The sequence below is a fragment of the Pseudomonas sp. GGS8 genome (assembly GCF_024168645.1).
GTDB lineage: Bacteria > Pseudomonadota > Gammaproteobacteria > Pseudomonadales > Pseudomonadaceae > Aquipseudomonas.
Window position 1 is genome coordinate 517,859 of record NZ_JALJWF010000001.1, and the last position, 18,551, is coordinate 536,409.

An 18,551-nucleotide genomic window follows, 5' to 3' on the forward strand; every position below is an offset into this window, starting at 1 on the left:
CCGACATGTTCCGTCCCAAATTGTTGTTCACCAGCCTTGCCGCCCTCGCCCTGGGCGCCTGCTCGCCCCAGGATCCGCAAGCGGTCACCTCGGCGGCCATCGCCAAGCAAGTGATCCTGCCGACCTACAGCCGCTGGGTTGAAGCCGACCGACAGCTGGCAGTCAGCGCCTTGGCGTTCTGCCAGGGCAAGGAAACCCTGGACACCGCTCGCGCCGATTTCCTGCACGCGCAGAAGGCCTGGGCCGAACTGCAACCGCTGCTGATCGGGCCACTGGCCGAGGGCAACCGTTCGTGGCAGGTGCAGTTCTGGCCGGACAAGAAAAACCTCGTGGGCCGTCAGGTCGAGCAACTGGTCACCGCGCAGCCGCAGATCGATGCTGCCGCCCTGGCCAAGTCCAGTGTCGTAGTGCAAGGGCTCTCAGCCTATGAATACATCCTGTTCGACAGCAAGATCGACATGGCCGACAGCGCTCAGAAAGCCAAATACTGCCCGCTGCTGACCGCCATTGGCGAACGTCAGAAGCAACTGGCCGAAGAGATCCTGTCGCGCTGGAACACCAACGACGGCATGCTCGCGCAAATGAGCAAATTCCCCAACCAGCGCTACGCCGATTCTCACGAAGCGATCGCCGACCTGCTGCGTGTGCAAGTGACCGCGCTGGACACCCTGAAGAAAAAACTCGGCACGCCAATGGGCCGTCAGAGCAAGGGCACGCCACAGCCATTCCAGGCCGATGCCTGGCGTAGCCAGTCGTCGCTCAAAGGCATGGAAGCAAGCCTGAGCGCGGCGCAAACCGTCTGGGTGGGTGTCGACAACAAAGGCCTGCGCGGTCTGTTGCCAAGCGAGCAAAAACCGTTGGCCGACAAGATCGACGCGGCTTACGCAGCGTCCCTGAAACTGCTTGCCGGCAACCAGCGCTCGCTGACCGACATGCTCACCGACGATGCCGGTCGCCAGCAGCTGAACGACATCTATGACAGCCTCAACGTCGTCCACCGCTTGCACGAAGGCGAACTGGCCAAGGCGCTGGGCATCCAACTGGGCTTCAACGCCAACGACGGTGACTGATGAGGGCAAGTGCCATGCTGCGACGCCAGGCTCTGACGTTAGGGAGTTTGCTGCTGGGTGCGGTGACACTGGGCGGCTGGACGCTGTTCAAGCACAAGAACAAAAGCCCGCTGCTGCTCTCGGCACGGGACGACGGTGACGGCAAGCACTACGCCGTCGGTTATCGGCTGGACGGCACCCGGGTGTTTGCCACCCAAGTCGGTCAGCGCTGCCATGACATCATCAACCACCCGACATTGCCGATTGCGCTATTCGTCGCTCGGCGTCCGGGCACCGAGAGCTACCTGATCGACCTGCGCGACGGCACGCTATTGCAAACCGTGGTGTCGCAGCCGAACCGGCACTTCTATGGTCACGCGGTGATTCACCAGAGCGGCGACTGGCTGTACGCCACCGAAAACGACACCTCCGATCCGGGCCGTGGCCTGCTCGGTGTGTATAAGTTTGAAGGTGAGCGACTGGTGCACAGCGGCGAAATGTCCACCCACGGCGTCGGCCCGCATCAGGTGTCGTGGATGCCCGATGGCGAGACGCTGGTGGTGGCCAATGGCGGCATTCGCACCGAGGCCGAAAGCCGGGTCGAGATGAATCTCAATGCCATGGAACCGAGCCTGGTGCTGATGAAGCGCGACGGCACGCTGCTAAGCAAGGAAACACTGGCCCAGCAGATGAACAGCGTGCGACACCTGGGTATCGCCAGTGACGGCACCATTGTCGCCGGTCAGCAGTTCATGGGCGATGCTCACGAATCTTCGGAACTGCTGGCAATCAAACGTCCCGGCAAACCGTTCGTGGCGTTCCCGGTGCCCGAGCATCAGTTGCAGGCCATGGGGCATTACACCGCCAGCGTGGCCGTGCACAGCGAACTGCGCCTGGTCGCCCTGACCGCGCCGCGGGGCAACCGCTTTTTTATCTGGGACCTGGACAGCGGTGAAGTACGCCTGGATGCACCGCTTCCCGATTGCGCCGGTGTCGGGGCCGTGGCCGATGGATTTGTTGTGACCTCGGGTCAAGGCCGTTGCCGGTTCTACGATTGCCGCCAGACAAACCTTGTTGCAAAACCTCTGGAATTGCCTGCGGGGCTCTGGGACAACCACCTTCATCTGATCTGACTCCATCCTCCCTTGCAGGAGCGAAGCTTGCTCGCGAAAGCGGTGTATCCGTCAGTAGATTAGTTGCCTGACACACCGCTTTCGCGAGCAAGCTTCGCTCCTACAGGGTTTGCGTCATTCTGTAATAACTGCCAGTTGGAATCCCCCTCATACTCAGAGTAATGTTCCCGCCTGTCTCACCTGATTTTCTCCAAGGAAATGGAAATATGCTGCGTCGCCGCATGCTGATCATGTTGGGTGTTGTTCTGCTGATCGTGCTGGTCCTGGCCGGTTACAAAGCCTTCTCCATCTACACGATGATGAAGGGATTCTCCGTGCCGAAACCGCCGATTAGCGTCGCCGTGGCCACCGCCACCGAACGACCGTGGCAAAGCCGTTTGCCCACGGTCGGCACCCTCAAGGCGCTGCAAGGGGTCGACCTGAGCCTTGAGACCGCCGGCACCGTCAAGGAAGTGCAGTTCGAGTCGGGGCAGAAGGTCAAGGCTGGTCAACCGATCGTGCAACTCGACAGCGCCGTTGAAACCGCCCTGCTGGAAACCGCTCAGGCCGACCTGGGCCTGTCGCAACTGGATTACGGTCGAGGCAGCCAACTGGTGGGCAGCCAGGCCATCTCCAAAGGCGAATTCGACCGACTCTCGGCGGTGCTGCAAAAGAACCGGGCCACGGTCAATCAGCTCAAGGCGTCTCTGGCGAAAAAACGCATCATCGCCCCGTTCAGCGGGACCATCGGCATCCGTCAGGTGGACGTTGGCGACTACGTGGCCAGCGGCACGATGATCGCCACCCTGCAAGATCTCAGCAGCCTCTACGTCGACTTCTTCGTACCCGAGCAGGCCGTGCCGAAGATCGCCCTTGGCCAACCGGTACAAGTCACTGTCTCGGCCTACCCGACAGAGCACTTCCCGGGCACCATCAGTGCAATTAACCCGAAGGTCGAGAACACCACGCGCAACGTCTTGGTGCGCGCGACCCTGGCCAACCCCGATGGCAAACTCATGCCGGGGATGTTCGCCAGCCTGCAAGTGATGTTGCCCGACCCGCAGCCGCACATCGTCGTGCCTGAGAACGCGATCACCTACACCCTTTATGGCAACTCGCTGTACGTCGTCGCGCAGAAAAAGGCCGAAGACGGCAGCCTCGAAAAAGACGACAAGGGCGAACCGGTTCTGATCGCCGAACGACGCTTCGTCGAAACCGGCGAGCGCCGCGACGGAATGGTCATGATCATCAAAGGCGTGCAGAACGGCGAAAAAGTGGTCACCGGCGGCCAGCTCAAACTGGACCATGGCGCGCACATCGCCATCAGCGACGACAAGACCCTAGCCGAGAAGAACAGTCAGCCGCGCGCTGATTGATCAAGGAATCCCCATGGCTTTTACCGACCCGTTCATCCGCCGCCCGGTGCTCGCCACCGTGGTCAGCCTGTTGATAGTGCTGCTGGGCTTCCAGGCCTGGAGCAAGCTGCCCCTGCGCCAATACCCGCAAATGGAAAACGCCCTGATCACGGTGACCACCGCTTATCCCGGAGCCAACGCCGAGACCATCCAGGGTTACATTACCCAACCGATGCAGCAGAGCCTGGCCAGCGCCGAGGGCATCGACTACATGACGTCGGTCAGTCGCCAGAACTTCTCGGTGATCTCGATCTACGCACGCATCGGCTCCAACAGCGACCGCCTGTTCACCGAACTGCTGGCCAAGGCCAACGAGGTCAAGAACAAGCTGCCCCAGGACGCCGAAGACCCGGTGCTGAGCAAGGAAGCCGCCGGCGCCTCGGCGCTGATGTACATCAGCTTCTTCAGCAACGAGCTGAGTAACCCGCAGATCACCGATTACCTGTCCCGGGTCATCCAGCCGAAGCTGGCGACACTGCCGGGCATGGCCGAGGCCGAGATTCTCGGCAATCAGGTGTTCGCCATGCGCCTGTGGCTAGACCCGGTGAAGCTCGCCGGTTTCGGCCTGAGCTCCAGCGATGTGACCAACGCCGTGCGCCAGTACAACTTCCTCTCCGCCGCCGGCGAGGTGAAAGGCGAGTACGTGGTCACCAGCATCAACGCCAACACCGAACTCAAATCCGCCGAAGCCTTTGGCGCGATCCCGCTCAAGGTCAACGGCGACAGCCGTGTGCTCCTGCGGGATGTGGCACGGGTGGAGATGGGCGCGGAGAACTACAACACCATCAGTTCCTTCGGCGGCACGCCCTCGGTGTACATCGGTATCAAGGCCACGCCCGGCGCCAACCCGCTGGACGTGATCAGGGAAGTGCGCAAGATCATGCCGGACCTGGAAGCCCAGCTGCCGCCAAACCTCAAAGGCGAAATTGCCTACGACGCCACGCTGTTCATCCAGGCCTCCATCGACGAAGTGCTGAAAACCCTGTTCGAAGCGGTAATGATCGTCATCGTGGTGGTGTTCCTGTTCCTCGGCGCCCTACGCTCGGTGGTGATCCCGGTGGTCACCATTCCGCTGTCGATGATCGGCGTGATGTTCTTCATGCAGATGATGGGCTACTCGATCAACCTGCTGACCTTGCTGGCGATGGTATTGGCCATCGGGCTGGTGGTGGACGACGCCATTGTGGTGGTGGAAAACATTCACCGGCACATCGAAGAAGGCAAGACACCACTGGATGCAGCCATCGAGGGCGCCCGGGAAATCGCCATGCCGGTGGTGTCGATGACCATCACCCTGGCGGCGGTGTATGCGCCGATCGGCTTCCTGACCGGGCTGACGGGGGCGTTGTTCAAGGAGTTCGCCCTGACTTTGGCCGGCGCGGTGGTGATCTCCGGTGTCGTCGCCCTGACGCTGTCGCCGATGATGTGCGCCCTGCTGCTGCGCCACGATGAAAACCCCACGGGCCTGGCCCATCGCCTGGACAGGATTTTCGAAGGCCTCAAGCGCCGCTACCAGAGTGTGCTTCACGGCACTCTCAACACTCGGCCGGTAGTGCTGGTATTCGCGGTGATCGTGCTGTGCCTGATTCCGGTGCTGCTCAAGTTCACCAAGTCGGAACTGGCGCCGGACGAGGACCAGGGCGTGATCTTCATGATGGCCAATGCCCCGCAACCAGCCAACCTCGACTACATGAACGCCTACACCGACGAGTTCGTCGCCATTTTCAAGGAGTTTCCCGAGTACTACTCCTCGTTCCAGATCAACGGCTTCAACGGCGTGCAAACGGGGATCGGCGGTTTCCTGCTCAAACCCTGGAATGAACGCCACCGGACCCAGATGCAGATCCTGCCACTGGTCCAGAGCAAGCTGGAAAGCATTCCCGGGCTGCAAATATTCGGCTTCAACCTGCCGTCCCTGCCAGGCACCGGCGAAGGCTTGCCGTTTCAATTCGTGATCAACTCGGCCAACAGCTACGAGGCGCTGTTACAGGTGATGGACCGGGTGAAAAAAAGAGCGATGGAGTCCGGCAAGTTTGCTTTTGTCGACGTCGACCTGGCCTTCGACAAGCCCGAAGTGGTGGTGGATATCGACCGCGCCAAGGCTGCGCAGATGGGCGTGTCCATGCAGGACCTGGGCGGAACTCTTGCGACGATGCTGGGTGAGGCCGAAATTAACCGTTTCACCATCGAAGGTCGCAGCTACAAAGTCATCGCCCAAGTGGAACGCCCCTACCGCGATAACCCTGACTGGCTGAACCATTATTACGTCAAGAACAGCAAGGGTGAATTGCTGCCTCTGTCGACCTTGATCACCGTGACCGACCGGGCACGACCGCGTCAGTTGAACCAGTTCCAGCAACTCAACTCAGCGATTCTTTCCGGGGTTCCGCTGGTCAGCATGGGGGAAGCCATCGACACCGTGCGCCAGATCGCCCGGGAAGAAGCCCCGGCGGGTTATGCCGTCGACTATGCCGGTGCCTCACGGCAATACGTTCAGGAAGGCAGCGCGCTATGGGTCACCTTCGCCCTGGCGCTGGCGATCATTTTCCTGGTGCTGGCGGCCCAGTTCGAAAGCTTCCGTGATCCGCTGGTGATTCTGGTGACCGTGCCACTGTCGATCTGTGGCGCGCTGATCCCGCTATTCCTCGGCTGGTCGAGCATGAACATCTATACCCAGGTGGGGCTGGTGACGTTGATCGGGCTGATCAGCAAGCACGGGATCCTGATCGTCGAGTTCGCCAACCAGTTACGCAAGGAGAAAGGCCTGACACCTCGCGAAGCGGTGGAGGAAGCGGCGGCCATTCGCCTGCGTCCGGTATTGATGACCACGGCGGCGATGGTGTTCGGCATGGTGCCGTTGATCATCGCCACGGGCGCGGGGGCCGTCAGCCGGTTCGACATCGGCACAGTGATCGCAACGGGGATGTCGATCGGGACGCTGTTCACCTTGTTCGTGCTGCCGTGCATTTACACGTTGCTGGCCAAACCCGATAAACCTTAACGTCAAAAACCAAAAGGCCTCGCATTCGCGAGGCCTTTTATGTGGGCTTCAATCTGTTCAACTCTGTGGCCTCAGTCCCTGAGAAAGTCCGAACATGAACAGTAACAAGTCATGATCAGGTTGAGTGGCCATGGGTGCTTTGGCCACCCGGGGCAATGGACAATGCGCGTCACCGTGCACTGAACTGAGGACTTGCATGCGGGGCTGCTCCCAGGCAGCCACCGCCAAAGAAGCAACTGCCAAGGCTCCGGCTAAAAACAAACCTCGCGCAATTTCGAGTTTCATCACGATAAGCCTTTGATAGCGCTGCCAAACGCCTTGTTATAAAAATAGACGAGTTTTTCCCAGTCTGTATCGCTGAACGACGAGTGGCGACGCCCTTGCTTCAGGTCATGGGGCGCAGCTGCATAGTGCACTGTCATTCTGTTACCTCTTGCGTAATACATAGACCCGCCACATGGCATAGAGCGGTAAAAAATCCATTTGCCCCTGAATACGGAAACCCGCCTGCTCGAACTCCTTTTCAATCGTAGCCGCCGGTAACACAAATCGAGTTTGGTAACCTTCTTGCCCACGCCGTCTCTCGGCGCGCTTGCGTTTCCAGGCCCTGAAATTGCCGTCGACCCATAGCGAAACAATCACGCTGTCGCGGGTGACACGCTCGAATTCGCGCAGGATGGTCAGTCGTTGCTCGGCTTCACCGATGTGATGGAGCAGACGCATGCAGAAAATGCTGTCGACGGCATTATCGGGCAAGGCAATGTCGAATGCAGATGTGTGCAAGGGTTGTACCCTTTTGACCACATCGGCGGGTTGCGTGCGCATGGCAGTCTTGAGCATGGACACCGAGTTGTCGGCCCCGATGATGACACGGTTGTGTTTTTCCGCGAGCAACGGCCAGAAGCGCCCGGCACCGCAGGGCAAATCGAGGACCAGGCCAGGTTCACCGGCCAACGCCAGGGCCTTTCGCGCCAGGTGTTCGTCACGCCATTGGGACAGTCGGCGACCGAGCCCCACCGGGTGCTTGCGCAAGTTTTTCCGTGCGGGTTGATCGTCGTATTTTTCGGAGAAGCCGAGCTTTATCGGGCCAGCCATGACTGCAGTCTCCTGAGCTTCTGATGACAACCACCTTAAGTTGCGAGGTGTCAGCGTCAGGTCATGCCTTGGTGAAAATTTCGTCAGGTAAACCCGGAATCATTTCAGGGTTTTGCGGAGCCGATTTAATGTTCACCCCGTTCACCGCTATTTCTGACTCAACTCCACCTGAAAGCGACAACCGTTAGGTTCCATGTTCGTCAGGCTGACACTCCAGCCCTGGTTCTCGCAGATTCGCTGCACCAGCGACAGTCCCAGCCCCAAGCCCTCGCCACGCTTCTCGCTGCCGCGTACGAAAGGCTCGAACATCGCCTCACGTTTTTCCTCGGGAATGCCTACACCACTGTCCTCGACCACGAACCCCGTATCCGTCAGGGCCAGGCGGATAAACCCATGCTCGGTGTAATGCAGCGCATTACGCAACAGGTTGCCCATCACCGCGTGCAGAAGCGTCGCGTTATAGCGAGTGTCCGGCGGGTTGCCCAACTCGACGTTCAACGTCAGGCCCTTGGCTTCGATCGGTTCACGCCATTGGCAAAGCAACCCGTCAGCCACCTGACTGAGGCTCTGCTGGGGTGCCATGCTGGCGTCTTCATGCTGAGCACGGGCCAGCATGAGGAAGGTTTGCACCAGCTCACGCATTTCTGTGCAAGCCCGGGCGATCCGCTCGACCTGGGCACGCCCGCGCTGATCGATGCCGGGGTTTTCCAGCAACAATTCACAGGAACTGGCCAACACCATCAATGGCGTGCGCAGTTCGTGGCTGACGTCACTGGTGAACAATCGCTCACGGGTCAACGCCTGACGCAAGCGCCCGAGCGTGGCGTCGAAGGCCACGGCCAGTTCGCCCACTTCATCGGCGGCATAATCCGGAGCCAGTGGTGGTGCCAGGCCCAGCAGCTGATCGCGATGGCGCACCTGACGGGCCAGTCGCACCACCGGCGCCATCACCTTGCGCGCCAGCACCCAGCCCAGAAATACCGCCAGCGCCAGGCTCAGCACGAAACCCACCAGCACGACGGCAAACAGCACCCGTTCACGCTCTTCGAAATCGCTCTGGTCCTGCAACAGCACGTAACGCCGTCCGTCGACGATTTCGACCATTGCGTGATACGACAGATGGTCGCGAAAGACTTCATGAAAACCCGAGTCCAGATGCCGCAAATCCTTGGGCAACTCAAAATCGCCCGGCCCACCGCTGAAATAGAATAGCTGGTCCGGCTCGGGGCGGTGGCTCCAGTCCGTCACGCTGTCCATCAGCAACAGGCGTTGCAAATCGCCGCCCAGACCTGCCGAAATCAGTTTCTCTTCCACCAGGTGCACGGTCGCTATGATGCCTATCGCGAAGGCTCCCGCGACCAACGCGCTCATCAACGCAAAGGCGATGATGATCCGTTGCGAAAGGCTCTGCTTAAACTCCATCACGGCCCTCGGCCAAGCGATAACCGACGCCGTGCACCGTGTGTAGCAAAGGTTTGGCGAACGGCTTGTCGATCACCTGGCGCAATTGATGGACGTGACTGCGCAGGCTGTCGCTGTCCGGGCAGTCGTCGCCCCACAGGGCCTCTTCGAGAATTTCCCGGCGCAGCACGTGCGGGCTTTTCTGCATCAACACGGCCAACAACTTCAGGCCCACCGGGTTGAGTTTCAGCAGACGGCCTTCGCGCGTGACCTCCAGGGTATCGAGGTCGTAGCTCAGATCGCCGACCTGCAAGGCACGGCGACCGCCACCCTGGGCACGGCGCATGACCGCCTCGATGCGCGCCGCCAGTTCGGACAGGGCAAAGGGTTTGATCAGGTAATCGTCGGCGCCGGACTTGAAGCCTTGCAGACGGTCGTCCAGTTGATCGCGCGCGGTGAGCATGATCACCGGCGTATCACGGCGAGCGTCTTCGCGCAGGCGTTTGCACAGGGTGTAGCCATCGATACCGGGCAGCATGATATCGAGTACGATCAAGTCGTAATGCTCGGTGGCCGCCAGGTGCAAGCCAGATAAACCGTCCTGCGCGCAATCCACGGTGTAACCTTTGAGCCCTAGATAATCGGCCAGGTTGGCCAGGATATCGCGGTTGTCTTCAACCAATAGAATTCGCATCGGCACCTCCTCCGTATACAGTAACGGCCGTCTTGGCGCGCAGCTTAAGGCCAAGTGTGACTCAGGGCTAGGGCGGCGGGTCGTAGAATCGATGCGCTCAACCAAATAATGGTACTAACAAGTTTTTCACTGTCGGTTCACAACCTGACTACAGCGTTCAAGAGAAACTTTCGCGCGATTGATATAGGGAATGTTGATAATGGATTGTTTGAAGATGGCGCCAATGCGCTTTCTGCTGCTGGTAACCAGTTCCTGGCTGGTCATTTTTCTCCTGACCCGAAGCATTCTACTCCTCACTCACCTGGATGAGGCCGGCAGCGGACTCCTGTCAGTGTTTGGCATCGGTCTGCTTTATGACCTGGGTTTCATTGCCTACGCGGCGCTGCCCATGGGCCTCTATCTGCTGCTATGCCCGCCAGCCTTGTGGCGCCGCCGTGGCCATCGCTGGTTCCTTCAGGGACTGCTGACCGTCAGCCTGTTTGCCATGCTGTTCACATCGGTGGCCGAATGGCTGTTCTGGGATGAGTTCGGTGTGCGTTTCAACTTCATCGCCGTCGATTACCTGGTGTACTCCGACGAAGTGCTGAATAACCTGCTGGAGTCGTACCCGATCGGCAAGCTGCTGAGCATGCTCGCAGTGCTGGCCGTGGTCCTGAGCTTTGCCCTGCGCAAATCCTTCAACACTGCACTGGACGCACCATTGCCTGCCATGCGCGGGCGTCTGCTGAATGCGCTCGGCCTGCTGATCGTCGCGGGCCTGAGCGCGCAACTGCTCAGCCAGGATGCGCCGCGCGCTCAAGGCGGCAATGCCTATCAGAACGAACTGGCGAGCAATGGCCCGTACCAGTTCTTCGCCGCCTTCCGCAATAATGAACTGGATTACCCGCAGTTCTACAGCAGCCTGCCGAATGCCGTCGTCGCACAACAGATTCGCGCTGAACTGACCGAGCCCAACGCTCGCTTCATCGGCGAGGATCCGCAGGACATCCGCCGGATGATCGATAATCCCGGCATCGAACGAACACCCAACATCGTGCTGGTCACCATCGAAAGCTTCAGTGCCAAGTACATGGGCAGCAATGGCAACGATCGCAACCTGACACCAAACCTCGATGCCTTGCGCAAACAAAGCCTGTACTTCAATAATTTCTACGCCACCGGCACCCGCACCGATCGCGGCCTGGAGGCCATCACCCTGGCCATTCCACCGACGCCGGGGCGCTCGATCGTCAAGCGCGTGGGTCGTGAAAGCGGTTTCGCCAGCCTCGGCCAGCAACTCAGCGCCGTGGGTTACGACAGCGTATTCGTGTATGGCGGGCGCGGTTACTTCGACAACATGAACGCGTTCTTCAGCGGCAACGGCTATCGCATCGTCGACCAGAGCAGCGTCGATGAATCAGAGATTCACTTCAAGAACGCCTGGGGAATGGCTGACGAAGACCTCTATAACCAGACCCTGAAACTGGCCGATGCCGACTACGCCAGGCAACAGCCGTTTCTGCTGCAACTGATGACCACCTCCAACCATCGCCCCTACACCTACCCGGATAACCGGATCGATATCAAATCCGGTAGCGGACGCGACGGTGCGGTGAAGTACACCGACTTCGCCATTGGTCAGTTCCTCGATCAGGCGCGCAAAAAACCCTGGTTCGATAATACAATCTTCGTCTTCGTTGCCGACCACACGGCTGGCAGCGCCGGCAAAGAAGACTTGCCGATCAGCAACTATCAGATTCCGCTGTTCATCTATGCACCGAAGCTGATCGACGCTCGGGAAACCGCACAGCTGGCCAGTCAGATCGACCTTGCGCCAACGTTGCTCGGGCTGCTGAACCTGGATTACCAGTCGACGTTCTTCGGTCGCAACCTGTTGCAGGACAATCCACTGCCGCCGCGAGTGGTGGTGGGCAACTATCAACATCTGGGCTTGTTCGATGGTAAGGATTTAGCGATCCTGAGCCCGCGTGAGGGGCTGCGTCGCCACGACGATGCACTGACCGACAGTCGCGAATCACAGGCAACCACAGGTGATCCGTTGATCACCCGCGCAATCACTTATTACCAAACTGCCAGTCATGGCTTCAAGCAACAGCTGCTCGGCTGGAAAGCGCCCACGGAGGGCACCCGCCAAGTCAGCGAACGTTAATCGAATGGCCCCGGGCTGATGCCCCGGGGTTTTTCCATTCATCAGGATCCACCATGTCATCAACCGCTGTCCGTCCCGTCTCCCGCCCGCTCAACTTCTGGCTGTGCCTGGGAGTACCCGCCATTGCGGCGATCACCCTGATGCTGCTCGAGTTGACGTCCCTGGACATGGACCTTGCCAAGCTGTTCTATGATCCGGTCGCCGGTGCATTCATCGGGCGCCACAGTTATTTCCTGGAAAACATCCTGCACGACCGGGCCAAGCAAGTGGTCATTGCCTTTTCGGTGTTGTCCATCCTGGGCTTTATCGGCTCCTTTTTCATTGAAAGGCTCAAACCGCTCAAACGTGAAATGGGTTGCCTGGTGTTGTCTCTGGCGCTGGCAACCTCCTTTGTCACCCCGCTAAAAGCGGCGACGGCGGTGCAATGCCCATGGAGCCTGGAACAATTCGGCGGGCACGAAACCTACAGCGAACTGCTGAGCCCTCGCCCGCACACCGACAAGCCAGGCCGCTGCTGGCCCGGTGGTCATGCGGCGACCGGTTTCAGCCTGTTTGCGTTGTTCTTTGTGTTGCGTGACCGACGTCCGCGGCTGGCACGCAGTGCGTTTGTCTTCGCTTTCACATTGGGCTCAGTGTTTTCCGTCGGCCGGATGATGCAGGGCGCGCACTTCTTCTCGCACAACGTGTGGACAGCGATTTTCTGCTGGCTGTTTTGCCTGGGGGCGTACTACTACACCCTGTACCGGCCAGCGGCCAAGACTGAGCAGGCGAACGAGGCAGAACCGGTCAGCGCCTGAACCGACGCCATCGCGGGCAAGCCCGCTCCCACAGGTTTACGCAATCCTCTGTGGGAGCGTGGCTTGCCCGCGATGGCCACGACTCGGTCTCCAGGCCTACCAAACTGAAGGCCATAAAAAACCCCGCCTGCTCAATGCAGGCGGGGTTTTTTTATGGGGGTAAGCTCGTACGGGGTAAGGCTGGCTTACATCATGCCGCCCATGCCGCCCATACCGCCCATGTCTGGCATGCCGCCGCCAGCTGCACCGTCTTTCTTCGGTGCTTCGGCAACAGCGGCCTCGGTGGTCAGGATCAGACCGCCAATCGAGGATGCAGCTTGCAGAGCCGAACGGGTCACCTTGGTTGGGTCCAGGATGCCCATTTCGATCATGTCGCCGTATTCGCTGGTGGCAGCGTTGTAACCGAAGTTACCCGCGCCTTGCTTGACCTTGTCGACAACCACGCTTGGCTCGTCGCCGGAGTTGGCAACGATCTGACGCAGTGGCGCTTCGACCGCACGACGCAGAACAGCGATACCGACGTCCTGATCGGCGTTGTCGCCTTTCAGTTCGCTGATGGCTTGCAGGGCACGGATCAGTGCCACGCCGCCGCCAGGTACCACGCCTTCTTCAACGGCTGCACGGGTAGCGTGCAGGGCGTCTTCAACGCGGGCTTTCTTCTCTTTCATTTCAACTTCGGAACCAGCGCCGACCTTGATCACTGCAACGCCGCCGGACAGTTTGGCCAGGCGCTCTTGCAGTTTTTCACGGTCGTAGTCGGACGAAGTGTCGGCCACTTGTTGACGGATCTGGGTCACGCGAGCCTGGATATCAGCCTCAACGCCAGCGCCGTCGATCACGGTGGTGTTTTCTTTGGACAGGATCACGCGCTTGGCATTACCCAGGTGTTCCAGGGTAGTGCTTTCCAGGCTCAGACCGATCTCTTCGGAGATCACGGTACCGCCGGTCAGAACAGCGATGTCCTGCAGCATGGCTTTACGACGGTCGCCGAAGCCTGGAGCCTTGACGGCTGCGACTTTAACGATGCCACGCATGTTGTTCACAACCAGAGTCGCCAGGGCTTCGCCTTCAACGTCTTCGGCCACGATCAGCAGTGGGCGGCCGGCTTTGGCAACGGCTTCCAGTACTGGCAACATTTCGCGGATGTTCGAGATCTTTTTGTCGACCAGCAGGATCAGCGGACCGTCCAGCTCGGCAGTCATGGTCTCTGGCTTGTTGACGAAGTACGGGGACAGGTAGCCACGGTCGAACTGCATGCCTTCAACAACCGACAGTTCGTTTTCCAGGCCCGAGCCTTCTTCAACGGTGATCACGCCTTCTTTACCGACTTTTTCCATGGCTTCGGCAATGATGTCGCCGATGGAGTTGTCGGAGTTAGCGGAGATGGTACCCACCTGAGCGATTGCCTTGGTGTCAGCGCAAGGCTTGGACAGGGCTTTCAGTTCTTTGACGATCGCGATGGTCGCTTTGTCGATACCGCGCTTCAGGTCCATCGGGTTCATGCCGGCAGCGACGGCTTTCAGGCCTTCGTTGACGATCGACTGAGCCAGAACGGTCGCGGTGGTGGTGCCGTCGCCTGCGTCATCGTTGGCACGGGAGGCAACGTCTTTGACCAGCTGCGCGCCCATGTTTTCGAAGCGATCTTCGAGTTCGATTTCTTTGGCTACGGAAACGCCGTCCTTAGTGATGGTCGGAGCGCCGAAGCTCTTCTCGATGATCACGTTACGGCCTTTCGGGCCCAGGGTCGCTTTTACTGCGTCAGCCAGGACGTTGACGCCAGTGAGCATCTTCTTGCGGGCGGAGTCGCCGAATTTAACTTCTTTAGCAGCCATGATCGATATTCCTTAAATACTTTGTAGTAGCGGGAAAATGAGCGGGGAATCAGCCTTCGACAACAGCGAGAATCTCGTTCTCAGCCATGATCACCAGGTCTTCGCCATCGACTTTCACAGTGTTGCTGCCGGAGTACGGGCCGAACACCACCTTGTCACCCACTTTCACGGACAGTGCACGCACTTCGCCGTTGTCCAGCACTTTGCCTGGGCCTACAGCTAGGACTTCACCCTGGTTTGGCTTTTCAGCAGCCGAACCTGGCAGGACGATACCGCCAGCGGTTTTCTTTTCTTCTTCGCTGCGACGGATAACGACGCGGTCATGCAGAGGACGAAGCTTCATTGTCGATCTCTCCTAATTGTGGTTTTCATCGGCCGGTGTAGTCCCGGCGGGTTTAACAAATCCGGCGGCGCCGGGTGCGGTTCGTCGAGCGAACCGCGGAAGTCTGTCTGGCGCAATTGCCAGAAACCTTGCGGTGACCGTTACATAAGGGCGCGCGAGCCTATTTCAAGGGCCGTGAGCGAAATTTTTACGTCGATGCCCTGAAAACGAACACGGCACCCGAAGGTGCCGTGTCGATGGACGTGTTACTTGGAGTCGCGGTGTTCGAACTCGCCTTCGATCACGTTGGGCTCACGGCCCAACGGCTGACGTGGAGCAGGACCGCCCCGCGGCTGAAGGTCATCGGCAAACGCACGCTGACGCATCGCTTGTTCCTCGGCGCGCTGGCGCATTTTATTGGCCAGCAGTCGACGCGAGATCGGCAGCAGCATAATCAGACCCAGCACGTCGGTGACGAAGCCCGGCAGAATCAACAGACCACCCGCCAGGGCCAGCATCAGGCCCTCGAGCATGGTCTGGGCCGGCAACTCGCCGCGGTTCAGGCTTTCACGAGCGCGCAGCGCGGTAGCCAGACCGGCGATACGCAGCACGAACACGCCGAGCATCGAGCCGAGAATAATCAGCAGCAAGGCCGGGAAAAACCCGATCGCCCCGCTGACCTTGACGAATACGAACAGCTCCAACACCGGAAACAGTACAAAGAGCAACAAAAAAGGGCGCATCAAATGGTTCCTCAACGCAAGACAGCCTTGCCAGTGTTCCTTAGATGACGTCGCCGTTTCGTGAATTCAAGCATCGGCCACTTCATTTTTCGGCCAATGCTCGGCATGAGCCAGGAAAACCAAGGCTTCCCGGACTTGTGTCGGCGTATTACAGGGCGTTTGAAATGGCAGCCAGTAGAGCCCCTGGCCGATGCGCAAGTGCATGCCTTCGCTGTCGATGCCGACCAATTGCGCTGGCGCGGTTTTCGGCAGGCCCGCCAGGTCGACGTAATGGGCGATGGCCTTGGCGTGATCGGCATTCATGTGCTCGACCATGCTCACTTCGGCCTTGCCGGCGAATGGGTTGGCGAGGGTCAGTTGATCAACCCAGTGAATCGCGCCGAAGCCGCCGATGTAACGGTGGCGTACCGGTTTGAGCACCCAGAAATCGAAATCGTGGGCCTTGTGATAGTTCTGCGAATCCGGGAAATAGCGATAGTAACGCTCGGCTGCCGCTTCGATGGCGGCGGCGTCCTCGAGCTTTTCCCCTTCGGCCAGGTAGGTCAGCCGACCAACGGCTTGTACGTCTTCGGCCTCGCGCTCGCCCACCAGCAGCGAGCATTTCGGATCTTTCTGCAGGTTGTGAGTGTGCTGAGCGATGCGGCTGATAAGGATCAGCGGTCGGCCCTGTTCATCCAGACAGTACGGAACCACGGAGCCAAACGGAAAACCGGGCATCGCTTTGGAATGCGTCGAGAGCACTCCACGGTATTCCTTGAGAAGCAATTCTCGGGCATGCTTAGCCACTACAACGCTCAATTTATGACTCCTTATATAAAATCCGTCAAAAAAACGGACAGGCGCCTGGGTAATAGTCCCAACACGCCATAGGGGCAGTTCTCATGTGCAGCCAGGCCACACCAGGCTCAGATCGAGAGGCCCTCTAGAAGGAGAAACCACTCCGATCTGCTATGGGACTATGCGAATGCAACTCACTGACAAAGTAATCATTATCACCGGCGGTTGCCAGGGTTTAGGCCGCTCCATGGCCGAGTATTTAGCCGGCAAAGGCGCAAAGCTGGCGCTGGTGGACCTGAATCAGGAAAAACTCGACGCCGCCGTCACGGTTTGCAAGGCCAAGGGGGTCGAAGCCCGCGCCTACCTGTGCAACGTCGCCGATGAAGAGCAAGTGACCCACATGGTCAGCCAGGTGGCCGACGATTTCGGCGCGATCCATGGGCTGATCAACAATGCCGGCATTCTGCGTGACGGCCTGTTGCTGAAGGTCAAGGACGGCGAAATGACCAAGATGAGCCTGGCCCAATGGCAAGCGGTGATCGACGTCAATCTGACCGGCGTGTTCCTGTGCACCCGTGAAGTCGCGGCAAAAATGGTCGAGCTGAACAACAGCGGCGCGATCATCAATATCTCGTCGATCTCGCGCGCCGGCAACGTCGGCCAGACCAACTACTCCGCCGCCAAGGCCGGTGTCGCCGCGGCGACCGTGACCTGGGCCAAGGAACTGGCGCGCTATGGGATTCGCGTGGCGGGCATTGCACCCGGCTTCATCGAAACTGAAATGACCCTGAGCATGAAACCTGAAGCGCTGGAGAAAATGACCTCCGGGATCCCGCTCAAGCGCATGGGCAAACCCGAAGAGATAGCCCAGTCGGCGGCCTACATTTTCGAGAATGACTACTACACCGGTCGGATTCTGGAGTTGGATGGCGGGTTGCGCATCTAAAGCAAGATGACAGTCCTGTAGGAGCCAGCGGTGCGGCTCCTACAGGAACGATTTAATCGTCGCTGACGGTGATGTTCGGCATCGCCGGCGTCGCGGCTTCCTGCAACACAATCCGCGCACCGACATGGCGGGCCAGTTCCTGGTAAACCATCGCAATCTGGCTGTCAGGTTCGGCGATCACTGTTGGCTTGCCGCCATCGGCCTGTTCGCGAATCAGCATCGATAGCGGCAACGAAGCCAACAGTTCGACGCCATACTGGTTGGCCAACTTCACACCGCCGCCCTCACCGAACAAATGCTCGGCATGCCCGCAGTTGGAGCAGATGTGCACGGCCATGTTTTCGACCACGCCCAGCACCGGGATGTTGACCTTACGGAACATTTCCACGCCCTTGCGCGCATCCAGCAATGCCAGATCCTGCGGGGTGGTCACGATCACCGCACCGGCCACCGGGACTTTTTGCGCCAGGGTCAACTGGATATCGCCGGTGCCTGGCGGCATGTCGATGACCAGGTAATCCAGGTCGCCCCAGGCCGTTTGCGTGACCAGTTGCAACAAGGCGCCGGACACCATCGGCCCACGCCAGACCATCGGCGTGTTGTCGTCGGTCAGGAAGGCCATGGACATCACTTCGACGCCGTGGGACTCGATCGGAATGAACCATTTCTGATCCTTGACCTGAGGACGGGTGCCTTCAGGGATGCCGAACATGATGCCCTGGCTCGGACCGTAGATGTCCGCGTCGAGAATCCCCACTTTGGCACCTTCACGAGCCAACGCCAGCGCCAGGTTGGCGGCCGTGGTGGATTTGCCCACGCCCCCCTTGCCAGACGCCACGGCCACCACGTTTTTGACGTTGGCCAACCCCGGAATCTGTGCCTGGGCCTTGTGCGCGGCAATCACGCTGGTGATCTCGACGCGGGCAGTGACCACGCCGTCCAGGCCTTCGATGGCCAGCTGCAGCAACTGCGCCCAGCCGCTTTTGAACAGACCGGCGGCGTAACCCAGCTCCAGCTGGACGCTGACGCGATCGCCCTGAATATCGATGCTGCGCACGCACCCGGCGCTGACCGGGTCCTGGTTCAGATAAGGGTCGGTGTATTGGCGAAGGACGGCTTCCACCGCTGCGCGATTGACGGCGCTCATGGGCAACTCCGATAGCAAGACTGGAAAATCAGGCGGGTATCCTACGCCGGACACACATTTGTGGCGACAGA

At 59.5% G+C, this 18,551-nt stretch carries 16 protein-coding genes; 7 read left to right on the forward strand and 9 right to left on the reverse strand.

All coding sequences use genetic code 11. From position 1 onward, the window contains the following. Nucleotides 1–5 precede the first annotated feature (5 nt). From J3D54_RS02335 to J3D54_RS02350, 4 genes are all read left to right on the forward strand, one after another. Nucleotides 6–1,070: an imelysin family protein gene (locus tag J3D54_RS02335; protein ID WP_253416537.1), complete on the forward strand. Its 1,065-nt coding sequence runs from the start codon at nucleotides 6–8 to the stop codon at nucleotides 1,068–1,070. A 14-nt stretch (nucleotides 1,071–1,084) separates the two neighbouring features. Next, nucleotides 1,085–2,182 (forward strand): DUF1513 domain-containing protein, encoded by a 1,098-nt coding sequence (locus J3D54_RS02340; protein WP_253416538.1) that lies wholly within the window; start codon nucleotides 1,085–1,087, stop codon nucleotides 2,180–2,182. A gap of 206 nt (nucleotides 2,183–2,388) precedes the next feature. Further along, nucleotides 2,389–3,537 (forward strand): efflux RND transporter periplasmic adaptor subunit, encoded by a 1,149-nt coding sequence (locus J3D54_RS02345; protein ID WP_253416539.1) that lies wholly within the window; start codon nucleotides 2,389–2,391, stop codon nucleotides 3,535–3,537. A 13-nt stretch (nucleotides 3,538–3,550) separates the two neighbouring features. Then, nucleotides 3,551–6,577 (forward strand): multidrug efflux RND transporter permease subunit, encoded by a 3,027-nt coding sequence (locus J3D54_RS02350; protein WP_253416540.1) that lies wholly within the window; start codon nucleotides 3,551–3,553, stop codon nucleotides 6,575–6,577. 57 nt (nucleotides 6,578–6,634) lie between these two features. Here the strand turns inward: J3D54_RS02350 and J3D54_RS02355 are convergent, their stop codons facing one another. The 4 genes from J3D54_RS02355 to colR form a co-directional block, all read right to left on the reverse strand. Then, complete coding sequence (locus J3D54_RS02355) at nucleotides 6,635–6,862, reverse strand: hypothetical protein (RefSeq protein ID WP_253416541.1); 228 nt, start codon at nucleotides 6,860–6,862, stop codon at nucleotides 6,635–6,637. A gap of 141 nt (nucleotides 6,863–7,003) precedes the next feature. Further along, entirely contained in the window at nucleotides 7,004–7,672 is a 669-nt protein-coding gene (locus J3D54_RS02360) for a class I SAM-dependent methyltransferase (protein WP_253416542.1), read from the reverse strand. 147 nt (nucleotides 7,673–7,819) lie between these two features. Beyond that, nucleotides 7,820–9,094, reverse strand: a complete 1,275-nt coding sequence (locus J3D54_RS02365; RefSeq protein WP_253416543.1) for a HAMP domain-containing sensor histidine kinase — start codon at nucleotides 9,092–9,094, stop codon at nucleotides 7,820–7,822. After that, on the reverse strand, nucleotides 9,084–9,767 hold the full coding sequence (gene colR / locus J3D54_RS02370) for a two-component system response regulator ColR (protein WP_007938890.1): 684 nt from the start codon (nucleotides 9,765–9,767) through the stop codon (nucleotides 9,084–9,086). Before colR ends, J3D54_RS02365 begins: the two co-directional genes overlap by 11 nt. 199 nt (nucleotides 9,768–9,966) lie before the next feature. On the opposite strand from colR, the gene J3D54_RS02375 reads away from it, so the two are divergent. Both J3D54_RS02375 and J3D54_RS02380 read left to right on the forward strand, forming a co-directional pair. Further along, nucleotides 9,967–11,916 (forward strand): LTA synthase family protein, encoded by a 1,950-nt coding sequence (locus J3D54_RS02375; RefSeq protein WP_253416544.1) that lies wholly within the window; start codon nucleotides 9,967–9,969, stop codon nucleotides 11,914–11,916. A gap of 53 nt (nucleotides 11,917–11,969) precedes the next feature. Further along, on the forward strand, nucleotides 11,970–12,713 hold the full coding sequence (locus J3D54_RS02380) for a phosphatase PAP2 family protein (protein WP_253416545.1): 744 nt from the start codon (nucleotides 11,970–11,972) through the stop codon (nucleotides 12,711–12,713). Between the two features lie 185 nt (nucleotides 12,714–12,898). Here the strand turns inward: J3D54_RS02380 and groL are convergent, their stop codons facing one another. From groL to J3D54_RS02400, 4 genes are all read right to left on the reverse strand, one after another. Next, complete coding sequence (gene groL / locus J3D54_RS02385) at nucleotides 12,899–14,545, reverse strand: chaperonin GroEL (protein WP_018926587.1); 1,647 nt, start codon at nucleotides 14,543–14,545, stop codon at nucleotides 12,899–12,901. Between the two features lie 49 nt (nucleotides 14,546–14,594). Continuing rightward, a complete protein-coding gene (locus J3D54_RS02390; RefSeq protein WP_018926588.1) occupies nucleotides 14,595–14,888 on the reverse strand; it encodes a co-chaperone GroES in 294 nt (97 codons plus the stop codon). A gap of 245 nt (nucleotides 14,889–15,133) precedes the next feature. Continuing rightward, a complete protein-coding gene (locus J3D54_RS02395) occupies nucleotides 15,134–15,610 on the reverse strand; it encodes an FxsA family protein (RefSeq protein WP_253416546.1) in 477 nt (158 codons plus the stop codon). 66 nt (nucleotides 15,611–15,676) lie between these two features. Then, nucleotides 15,677–16,408 (reverse strand): HugZ family protein, encoded by a 732-nt coding sequence (locus tag J3D54_RS02400; protein WP_253416547.1) that lies wholly within the window; start codon nucleotides 16,406–16,408, stop codon nucleotides 15,677–15,679. 166 nt (nucleotides 16,409–16,574) lie between these two features. Here J3D54_RS02400 and J3D54_RS02405 point away from each other — a divergent pair, with 166 nt between their 5' ends. Then, entirely contained in the window at nucleotides 16,575–17,333 is a 759-nt protein-coding gene (locus J3D54_RS02405; protein ID WP_253416548.1) for an SDR family oxidoreductase, read from the forward strand. 52 nt (nucleotides 17,334–17,385) lie between these two features. Here the strand turns inward: J3D54_RS02405 and apbC are convergent, their stop codons facing one another. Continuing rightward, complete coding sequence (gene apbC, locus J3D54_RS02410; protein ID WP_019581546.1) at nucleotides 17,386–18,480, reverse strand: iron-sulfur cluster carrier protein ApbC; 1,095 nt, start codon at nucleotides 18,478–18,480, stop codon at nucleotides 17,386–17,388. Between the last annotated feature and the right edge of the window lie 71 nt (nucleotides 18,481–18,551).